Raw genomic sequence first — 9,784 nt, forward strand, 5'->3', positions numbered from 1 at the left:
AAAAGAAAAAAGATCGCATGGCGATCTTTTCTGCAAACGGGCTCTATTTACACTCAAAATGCTGTTTAATTGAGCTTTTTCGCGCCTTTATCGATAAAAGCTTGGATGAGCGCTACGGCTTTTGCATCATCCCAATCGACAAATGATCGTACAAACGCGATCAACTGACCATTTTGATCGAGAATAAAGGTTGCCGGGATGGTATCAAGTGGAAACACCTGTCCTAGCTTTTGCGTAGGATCATAGTAGGAATTAAAGTTTGCCATTCCTAATGAAGTTAAAAATGGTTGCACTTGCTGTTTGCCATCCGCATCGATAGAGATAGGCAATAGAGCAAACTCTTCCGCTTTAAACTTTGTCGCCAATCGCTCAATCGCTGGTAACTCCCTTACGCAGGGAGGGCACCAGGTCGCCCACATGTTAACCATCACGACTCTCCCCTTGTATTGGCTAAAGTCGATAGGCTTGCCATTGACGTCACTAAAGGCAACGGGCTCGATAGGAAAGGTTTGAGGCAATACATTAATCAAGTCGGCCGTAGATTCTATCGGTTTATTTGACTGCTGCATGCCGGGGTACGCATAAGCTCTACCAGCAATAGCAACGGATAAACTTGCAAAAATTACAGCCATTAATGCGAGAGACTTCATTTACTGTCACGCTTCAATAAGGCATCTAACGCTTTTTGATCTTCGGCGCTAATCTCTGGCGCCGCAGCACCTGTGATACGTTGCTTACGAATAAAGATAAAGCCAACGATTAAGCCTAGTAACAATAAACCTACAGGACCTAACCATAATATGTAAGTTTTGGTTTCCATTCTAGGTTTGTAGAGTACAAACTCACCATAACGGCTAGTCATAAACTCGATGATCTCATCATCACCTTTGCCTTGATCGACCATCTTGAACACTTCAAGACGTAAATCACTGGCAACAGGTGAATTAGAATCAATTAAATTTTGATTTTGACACTGAGGGCAGCGTAAGGAATGCGCCAATTCGAGCGCACGCTTTTGATTTTCTGGCGATTTAAACTCATAAGTGTCTACAGGTGTAGCCATTACGGTTGTCACCATACTCAGCAACAACACTAAACCGCCGATGATTTTTGTCAGCGTTCTCATGCTGCACCATCCTTCGCCGCTTCAGCTTGTAGTTGTTGGATCATAGGATAGAGGGTTTCGCTCCATACACGCTGGTCAATGGGACCTGCATAGCGATAACGAATAATGCCATTATGATCAACAATAAAGCTTTCGGGTGCGCCATAAACGCCAAGATCTAAACCTAAACGACCATCTTTATCATAAATATTGATATTGTATGGATCGCCCTGACGTCTTAATTCTTCCAGTGCAGGGATACGCTCGTCGCGGTAGTTAATCCCATAGATAGGCAGAATATTTTGACGTTTCAGCATGACTAAGAAAGGGTGTTCATATTTACAAGATGGACACCAAGTCGCCCATACGTTGAGTAATGCCACTTTACCTTTCAGTTGCTCATTGGTAATCATCTCATTTGGTGTTTCGAGACGTTCCAGTTGGAAAGCCGGAATAGGCTTTCCTTCCAGAGCTGAATCCAGTTTCTGTGGATTTAAAAACAATCCTTTGTATAAAAATACCCCCATGCCAAGAAAAATGACTAATGGGATAAACAGAACCAACTTCTTCATACATTCCCCAATTATTGAGCAGTAGCTAATTTCGCTTTTTCAGCTTGCAGCTTAACGGTAGCCGCGACTTTTGAGCGATAGCGTTTATCCGATGCGGCAAAGAAACCGCCGACCATCATGAATATTGCTCCGAACCATAACCAACGCACAAACGGCTTGTAGTTCAAACGCACAGCAAATTCAGTACTACTAATCGGATCGCCCATCGTCACATACAGATCGCGGAACAGACCCCAATCGATACCGGCTTCGGTCATATCCATAGTACGCACATTGTATTGGCGACGATCCGGTTTGAGCAGTGTCAGTAACTTATCGCCTTTGTAAATCTCAATTTGACCTTGCTGTGCAGTGTAATTAGGGCCAACAACGTTTTTAGTTTCGAGATATTTAAAGGTGTAACCCGCTAGCTCTTGGCTTACGCCAGGCCCCATTCTCACACTTTTCTCCACTGAGTAGTTAGACACCATAGTGGCACCAATAACAGACACAGCAATACCTAAGTGCGCGATGATCATACCAAGTTGGCTACGGCCCATACGTGCCATGCTTACTTCGCCGTCTTTAGGCTTAACGATACTGTAAGCTGCTTTTGCGGTTGCCAAGATAATCCAAGCTGCAGCGGCGATACCGCAAGCAACCCAAGCGTTAAAGGCCCCATCGACGATAAACGGCGTGACAATACCAATCACCAGAGATACTAATGCAGGTACCAGTAACTGGCGCTTCAACTCACCGGCTTTCGATTTTTTCCAGCGAATGATTGGACCTACGCCCATAAAGGCAAACAGTACAAGTACTATGGGTACAAACACAGCGTTAAAGTATGGAGGTCCAACAGAAATCTTACCCATGCCTAACGCATCGATCAGCAGTGGGTATAAAGTGCCTAACAGCACAGTACCAGCTGCAACCGTCAGTAACACGTTACAAACTAACAGCATGGTTTCTTTTGATTTCAGCTCGAAGCGTGCAGGGCTGCTCATTTCACTTGCACGGAAGGCAAACAAAGTAAGCGAACCACCGATAGCCAGACCAAGCAATAATAGAATAAACATACCGCGGCTTGGATCGGCTGCAAATGAATGCACGGAAGTCAAAACGCCAGAACGTACGATAAAGGTACCGAGTAAACTTAGCGAGAACGCGAAGATAGACAGCAATACCGTCCAGTTACGGAATGCACCGCGCTTTTCCGTCACGATCAGTGAATGCACTAAAGCCGTACCCACTAGCCAAGGCATAAATGAGGCGTTTTCTACTGGATCCCAGAACCACCATCCACCCCAGCCTAATTCGTAATACGCCCACCAAGAACCTAATGCAATACCACCAGTGAGGAAAACCCAAGCGGCTAAGGTCCAAGGACGCGACCAACGAGCCCAAGCAGAATCAAGGTGACCACTCATCAAAGCTGCAATCGCAAATGCAAAACTGACCGAGAAACCCACATAACCCAAATATAACATCGGAGGGTGGAAGATTAAGCCCACATCCTGCAGCATTGGATTTAAGTCGCGGCCTTCAGCAGGCATTGGGAATATACGTTCAAATGGGCTAGAAGTGAGTAACATAAACAAGCTGAAGCCAATCACAATCAATGCCAATACCGCTAACACGCGAGCGGTGAAGACTTCTTCTAAGCCTTTACTGAATAAAGCAACAGAAGCAGCCCAAGTGGATAGCGCGAACACCCAGAATAGCAGCGACCCTTCATGACCGCCCCATACGGCCGCAATCTTAAAGAAGATAGGTAACTGAGAATTAGAGTGATGTGCCACATAGGCCACGGAGAAATCATCAACGGCGAAGCTGTAACCAAGTGATACTACGGATAAAGCAATAAAAAAGAACATTCCGTAGGCTAACGGCCAAGCATACCTCACTAGATATTGGTCTTTACGGGCAACACCTATAAGGGGAACGCTGGCTAATAAGAAGGCAAAAGCCACTCCTATTATCAACGAAAAGTGTCCAAGTTCTGGGATCATGGGTTTTCCTCAGTCTCTAATAATAAGTTGATTTAGAAATACTCCAAACCAACGCACAACATTCTGTTCACGCAAATGCACGAAATTTGGTTCATTTTAGTATTTGCTATTGTTCCTGTCTGCCTCTTTCATACAAAACTGGGTGACTTGTCTCATTCTCAATCTTTGCCGAAAGAGAGTCACTAAAAGCCTACAGTTTTGCATGTGACAGATAAATGAGCCTTAAGTTTCATACATAAATGACTCGATGGATCAATTTGTGAACCAGTGCCCAACTATCAGTTTTCACACTAATGATGGTCTTATATTACTGTTCAATGAATAATCTTTACGTATAATCTTGCTTCCAAGCCGGCGGTAACACCGCTTTATATGCAAACTAAAGTGAATATAGAAACAATGACGACATTTTGGATTTTTATTGCGCTTGTTATGTTGATCAGCTTAACGCTGATCTGGATCCCGCATTTCAGACAGCAAAAGTTGTTGCGCACTGAAGAAGCTGGCGTTCGCAAGCAAACGAACCTCGAATTGTTCAATGAGCGTCTTTCTACCCTTGAAAAAGAGCTTCATGAAGAGCTACTCGATCAAGCAGAATTTGATGCGCTTAAGAGAGAACTCGAAATCAGTTTGCTCCAAGACATCAAACAAGCAAGCGATGATTCTCTCGTCAATCAAATCAAACCTAAGAGCATCCTTTGGCCATCAGTCATGTCGGTCTGCTTGATAGCAATCTCCGGTTATCTTTATCAACATTTAGGTGCCTTTGAAAATATAGGCAACAACCAAGCTGCTAACCCGCATGCAGGTATGGACACAGCTCAAATCATGGCGCAACGCGTGCAGATGATGGAAGCCCAAGTACAAGCAGAGCCTGAAAATAGTCAAGCTTGGTTTAGTCTGGGTCATGCTTATATTTCTGCTAACCAATTCGATAAAGCGGTCACTGCATTCGACAAAGTGATGGATTTAGTAGGTAAGCACGCAGAGTTAATCGGTCCAAAAGCGACAGCATTGTATTACAAAGCTGGCCAGCAAATGACGCCACAAGTTCAAGCCTTGATCGATGAATCGTTAGCATTAGATCCGCAGGATCCATCAACATTATTGTTAGTGGGTATGGATGCTTTCTTCACTGCTAAGTATCAAAAAGCTATCGATTCATGGCAAACCATTCTCGATAGTAACCGCCCTGATGTGGATCGCGCTGCACTGATGAATGCGATTGAAACAGCTAACTTACGTATTCAAGCCGAAACCTCTGGCATGCCTAACGATGATGTACACAAGCAGGCAAAAGTCACAAGTAAATCAGTGAGTATTGCGATTTCAATCTCACCAGAGCTTGCGGCGAAAGCAGGTCCAGATGACACTATCTTTGTATTCGCCCGTGCAACTGAAGGCCCTAAAGTGCCGTTAGCAGCGACCAAGGTCAGCGCAAAATCCCTACCTGTTACTGTGACATTAGATGATAGCACTGGCATGGGTGGCGATGTTAAATTAAGCCAAACAGCAAGTGTTGAAGTCATTGCGGTCTTATCTAAGCATGGCAATATCAAACCACAAGCTGGTGATATCCAAGGAAAGATTAGCAAAGTGAATGTGGGTGAAACCGCAAACTTAGTATTGGATACTCAAGTACAATAAATCATCTACCATAGCGCTAAGTCTTGGCTTAGGGCAGAGATAAAAAAACCGGCTTATGCCGGTTTTTTAACACTGTAAAATTACTTAGCTTTAGACATAAACGCGATAGCAGCTTTGTAATCTTCATCAGTACAATCAGTGCACATACCACCAGGAGGCATTGCGTTTAAACCGGTTTTAACGCTTTTAACCAGATTATCCACACCTTTAGCCAAGCGTGGTTCCCACTCAGCAGCATTGTGCGCTTTTGGAGCACCAGCAACACCCATGCTATGGCATACGGTACATGCCTTATTATAAATAGCTTCAGCATCTTGAGCTGAAACGTTGACTGACATAGTCAAAGCAGCGACTGCAGTCATTGCTAACAGTTTTTTCATGTTCAATGTTCCTAATGCAAATACGTACAAAGCTCGCGCTGCCCTTTGAGGCAGACTCATTATAGCGAACTAAGATTACTACAAACTTCAATAAATCTCATCTTTTTGTGATTAGAATCTCAGCATAAATGATATGAGGCGACATGCGTGACAAATTCGTTAATATATTAGCAAGTATTAAAAAAGTTCGATTTGTACGAGAAATATTGCGGTTATTGGAACCATATCAAATTGCTGACATCTAGTCCTAAGCAATTGTAAACCCCGCAATAACGTTTGTGTTAGAATCACTTGTGTTTCCTTCCGGCTTGAGATAGAGGGTTCAGTGACAAATATAATTTCAGTAGACACACTGTTATCAGCGAGCAAGCTGACATGCATCCGCGAAGAACGCATCCTGTTTGATGAATTAAGTTTTGAGATTAATGCTGGCGATATCGTCCAGATTGAAGGCCCCAATGGTGCTGGCAAAACCAGTTTATTACGTATTTTGGCAGGCTTATCTCGACCCTATGCAGGGCAAACCTTTTATGTCGGTGAAGACATCAACCGATGTCGCGATGAATATAATGAAGATCTGCTGTACTTAGGCCATCTCGCAGGCGTGAAATCTGAGTTAACTGCTGAAGAAAACCTTAACTTCAATTTAAGAATCAGTGGCTATGATGATTTTGATACATCTGCCATATTGGCAAAAGTGAATTTATCTGGATTTGAAGAAGCCCTTGCAGGACATTTATCCGCAGGTCAGCATCGCAGAACAGCATTGGCAAGACTCTGGCACAATGATTGTAAAATATGGATCTTGGATGAACCTTTTACTGCGATAGATAAAAGAGGCGTCGAAGAACTTGAGCAATTGTTTATTAAACATGCGGATAATGGTGGCTGCGTGATCCTTACCACTCACCAAGATATGGGCATTATCAAAGATGATAGGCTTCGTAAAATTCGTCTAGATTATCGCTTCGTATAAGGTTTGGCATAATGAAAAGAGGCATCAGCTTTACTCAAGCGTTTTTTACATTACTCCAGCGGGATCTAAAAATCGCGATTCGCCACCGCGGTGATATTTTTAACCCATTGTTATTCTTTATTATGGTTGTCACCCTATTTCCACTTGGTATTGGCCCAGAACCGCAAATGTTGGCGCGTATCGCCCCAGGGATTATTTGGGTTGCGGCTCTGCTCGCGTCGATGCTATCGCTTGAGCGCCTTTTTAAAGCCGATTTTAGTGATGGCAGCTTAGAGCAGATGCTGCTTAGTCCACAACCGCTCGCCATTTTAGTATTGGCAAAAGTATTAGCTCACTGGTTACTCACGGGTGTGCCCCTTATCCTTATCGCACCACTGCTTGCAGTGTTACTTAACTTAGAAGCCAACAGCTATGGAGCATTGATTGCCACATTGGCTTTAGGCACTCCTGTGTTGTCACTCTTAGGTGCGATTGGCGTAGCATTAACGGTTGGTCTGCGCAAAGGCGGTGTACTGTTGAGTCTACTCATTCTACCACTTTATATTCCTGTGCTAATATTCGCGACCAGCGCCATTGATGCAGCAGGAATGAATTTACCCTATGACGGTCAGCTCGCTATAATTGGCGCAATGTTGATCGGTTCGTTAACCTTGGCACCTTTTGCAATAGGTGCATCTCTGCGAGTGAGTACTAACTAAAATGTGGAAATGGTTACACCCTTACGCGGATCCTGAACGCGCTTACAAGTTATCAGGAACATTATTTCCATGGTTTGCTATCTTAGCCTGTCTTTTCATTACCGTTGGCACGGTATGGGGCTTATTGTTTGCCCCAACTGATTACCAACAGGGTGACAGTTACCGTATTATCTTTATCCATGTGCCGGCCGCATCAATGTCTATGGCCGCCTATATGGGCATGGCAACCGCCGCATTTATTGGCCTTGTCTGGCAGGTAAAACTGGCAGATTGGGCAGCAGCCTCTATCGCACCTATTGGCGCAGTCATCACCTTTATCGCTCTCTTTACAGGTGCGACCTGGGGTAAACCTATGTGGGGCACATGGTGGGTGTGGGATGCGCGCCTAACCTCTGAATTGGTCTTACTTTTTCTCTATTTAGGCGTTATTTCGCTCTATGCTTCTTTTGAAGACAAGGTACTTGCGGCACGTGCTGCGGGGATCTTAGCAATCGTCGGCGTAATCAATATTCCGATCATTAAATACTCAGTTGAATGGTGGAGCTCACTGCATCAACCTTCAACTATTCGGATTACTGAAAAATCGACGATGTCGAGCGAAATGTTGTACCCACTTTTAATCAATATTTTAGGTTTCGGGCTTATGATAGGGGCTATCACTATTGTGAGATTTAGAGCAGAAATATTAGCCAGAAATGGAATGCGCCCATGGGTGCGTGAACTTGCTAAAGCTGAGGAGGTCAAATAATGCAATTCGATTCTATCAGTGATTTTTTCAACATGGGTGGCTATGCCTTTTATGTATGGCTTGCCTATGGCGTGACCTTCTTCTGTTTGTCGACGCTGATCATCACAAGCGCACGCCAAAAGCGCAAAGTACTTATTGAAATAGCGAAAAAGATGAACCGCGAAGAGCGCCTCAAAGAAACTAGGAGTAACAAATCGTGAACCCAAGACGCAAAAAGAGACTGACATTAGCTGTAGCATTAATCGGTGGCGTTGCCGCAATTGCTTCACTTTTGTTGTATGCGCTGAACTCCAACTTAAACCTATTTTATACACCGTCTGAGATTGTTAACGGCAAAACCGATACTGGTGTAAAACCCGAAGCAGGCCAACGTATTCGTGTGGGCGGCATGGTAACTGTTGGTTCTATGGTGCGTGATCCAAACAGCCTACATGTGCAGTTTGCTGTACACGATTCCTTAGGTGGCGAAATTCTAGTGACCTATGATGATTTATTACCTGATCTATTTCGTGAGGGCCAAGGTATCGTGGCACAAGGCGTATTGGGTGAAGATGGTAAGTTGGCCGCGACTGAAGTCTTAGCCAAGCATGACGAAAACTATATGCCACCTGAAGTTGCCGAGGCTATGGGCCAAAAGCATGAGAAACTTGATTACAGCCAACAGAAATCGGCAACTCAATAACAGCTCTCAATGTCACGTCTTAGGATAGATTGACAATTTCTAGGCCAGCTCTTGTTGCTGGCCTTTTCTATTATGTACCTGATTGGGCGCATCTCAGATAGTCTGATTTCGTGTATATCGCCATCGATTCTCTAACACCATTTATATTAATTATCTGATGTTTATCATACAAAAATATGAATCATCCCCACATCGCAGCCTTAGTTAAATCGGAGAAAAGTTCACGCAAACGTATGCGCTATCTTGCCTTACTCCATTTCACTGAAGGGCATTCTCGTACCGCCATCGCAAGCATGCTTAAGGTCAGTAGAACCAGTGCCAATCGCTGGGTCACCGCCTATTTAACCCATGGACTGACAGGCCTTGACGATGCGCCCAATCCGGGCCGTCCTGCGACACTCTCCATCGCACAGCAAGCTAAGCTTAACGCGTTCGTACAGCACAGAAGTCTATCTGCACAAGGTGGCAGGTTGATGGCCAAGGATGTCGGCCTGTTTATTCAGTCTGAATTTGGTGTGACGTTCAAGCAAGCAAATATCTACCGCTTGCTGCATCAACTTGGCTTCTCATGGATTACCACTCGCTCTCGCCACCCGAAACAATCTGAGGCTATACAAGAGGCTTTTAAAAAACTTCCGGATGGCAATGATCCTTAACACCCCAGGACACGTTGCACTCGATCCCATTGACGTTTGGTTTCAAGATGAAGCCCGCTTTGGCCAACAGAATACCACCTGTATTTGGGCTGAGAAAGGGACCCGTCCACGGGCCGTTATACCAATTGTATTAAATATCTGTTCATTCGAATTACCATTTCTGCGTCAATGCGCCTTGGATTGAGATGCCTATGAGGCTCTGAACTGATTAGATATTTAATGTGATTGGTACTAACAACAATTTGAATCTGCGTATTTATACCAATTACATTAATTAACTGTTCATCTTTGCCCACTGCCTAGAGCATAATTGCATTACCCTCACGGTT

Annotated in this window: 11 protein-coding genes and 1 pseudogene; 7 read left to right on the plus strand and 5 right to left on the minus strand. The window is 44.2% G+C overall.

Annotation, left to right across the window (positions count from 1 at the left end; all coding sequences use genetic code 11):
* Window positions 1-65 precede the first annotated feature (65 nt).
* From H9J30_RS21335 to H9J30_RS21350, 4 genes are read right to left on the minus strand one after another with little or no spacing between them, the layout of a single operon-like run.
* On the minus strand, window positions 66-650 hold the full coding sequence (locus tag H9J30_RS21335) for a TlpA disulfide reductase family protein (RefSeq protein ID WP_240132816.1): 585 nt from the start codon (window positions 648-650) through the stop codon (window positions 66-68).
* Window positions 647-1,126 (minus strand): heme lyase NrfEFG subunit NrfF, encoded by a 480-nt coding sequence (gene nrfF / locus H9J30_RS21340; RefSeq protein WP_240132817.1) that lies wholly within the window; start codon window positions 1,124-1,126, stop codon window positions 647-649. The genes H9J30_RS21335 and nrfF overlap by 4 nt, the downstream gene beginning before the upstream one ends.
* Window positions 1,123-1,677 carry a DsbE family thiol:disulfide interchange protein gene (locus H9J30_RS21345; protein WP_011070641.1) on the minus strand — a complete coding sequence of 185 codons (555 nt, stop codon included), beginning with the start codon at window positions 1,675-1,677 and terminating at the stop codon, window positions 1,123-1,125. The genes nrfF and H9J30_RS21345 overlap by 4 nt, the downstream gene beginning before the upstream one ends.
* An 11-nt stretch (window positions 1,678-1,688) precedes the next feature.
* Window positions 1,689-3,668, minus strand: a complete 1,980-nt coding sequence (locus tag H9J30_RS21350; protein ID WP_240132818.1) for a heme lyase CcmF/NrfE family subunit — start codon at window positions 3,666-3,668, stop codon at window positions 1,689-1,691.
* A gap of 399 nt (window positions 3,669-4,067) precedes the next feature.
* Between H9J30_RS21350 and ccmI the strand changes: the two genes are divergently transcribed.
* A complete protein-coding gene (gene ccmI, locus H9J30_RS21355; protein ID WP_240132821.1) occupies window positions 4,068-5,315 on the plus strand; it encodes a c-type cytochrome biogenesis protein CcmI in 1,248 nt (415 codons plus the stop codon).
* An 80-nt stretch (window positions 5,316-5,395) separates the two neighbouring features.
* Here ccmI and scyA read toward each other — a convergent pair whose 3' ends face one another.
* Window positions 5,396-5,695: a monoheme cytochrome c5 ScyA gene (gene scyA, locus H9J30_RS21360; protein WP_240132819.1), complete on the minus strand. Its 300-nt coding sequence runs from the start codon at window positions 5,693-5,695 to the stop codon at window positions 5,396-5,398.
* A gap of 325 nt (window positions 5,696-6,020) precedes the next feature.
* Here scyA and ccmA point away from each other — a divergent pair, with 325 nt between their 5' ends.
* The 6 genes and pseudogenes from ccmA to H9J30_RS21390 form a co-directional block, all read left to right on the plus strand.
* Entirely contained in the window at window positions 6,021-6,671 is a 651-nt protein-coding gene (ccmA, locus tag H9J30_RS21365) for a cytochrome c biogenesis heme-transporting ATPase CcmA (protein ID WP_240132820.1), read from the plus strand.
* 11 nt (window positions 6,672-6,682) lie between these two features.
* Window positions 6,683-7,369, plus strand: a complete 687-nt coding sequence (gene ccmB, locus H9J30_RS21370) for a heme exporter protein CcmB (protein ID WP_011070636.1) — start codon at window positions 6,683-6,685, stop codon at window positions 7,367-7,369.
* Between the two features lies 1 nt (window position 7,370).
* Window positions 7,371-8,117 carry a heme ABC transporter permease gene (locus H9J30_RS21375; protein ID WP_011070635.1) on the plus strand — a complete coding sequence of 249 codons (747 nt, stop codon included), beginning with the start codon at window positions 7,371-7,373 and terminating at the stop codon, window positions 8,115-8,117.
* Entirely contained in the window at window positions 8,117-8,317 is a 201-nt protein-coding gene (ccmD, locus tag H9J30_RS21380; RefSeq protein WP_011070634.1) for a heme exporter protein CcmD, read from the plus strand. Before H9J30_RS21375 ends, ccmD begins: the two co-directional genes overlap by 1 nt.
* Window positions 8,314-8,799 carry a cytochrome c maturation protein CcmE gene (ccmE, locus tag H9J30_RS21385; protein WP_011070633.1) on the plus strand — a complete coding sequence of 162 codons (486 nt, stop codon included), beginning with the start codon at window positions 8,314-8,316 and terminating at the stop codon, window positions 8,797-8,799. Before ccmD ends, ccmE begins: the two co-directional genes overlap by 4 nt.
* 176 nt (window positions 8,800-8,975) lie before the next feature.
* Window positions 8,976-9,573, plus strand: a pseudogene (locus tag H9J30_RS21390) (IS630 family transposase); the annotation flags it as partial.
* Window positions 9,574-9,784: the final 211 nt, after the last annotated feature.

This window comes from Shewanella cutis, assembly GCF_022410515.1.
Classification (GTDB): domain Bacteria; phylum Pseudomonadota; class Gammaproteobacteria; order Enterobacterales; family Shewanellaceae; genus Shewanella; species Shewanella cutis.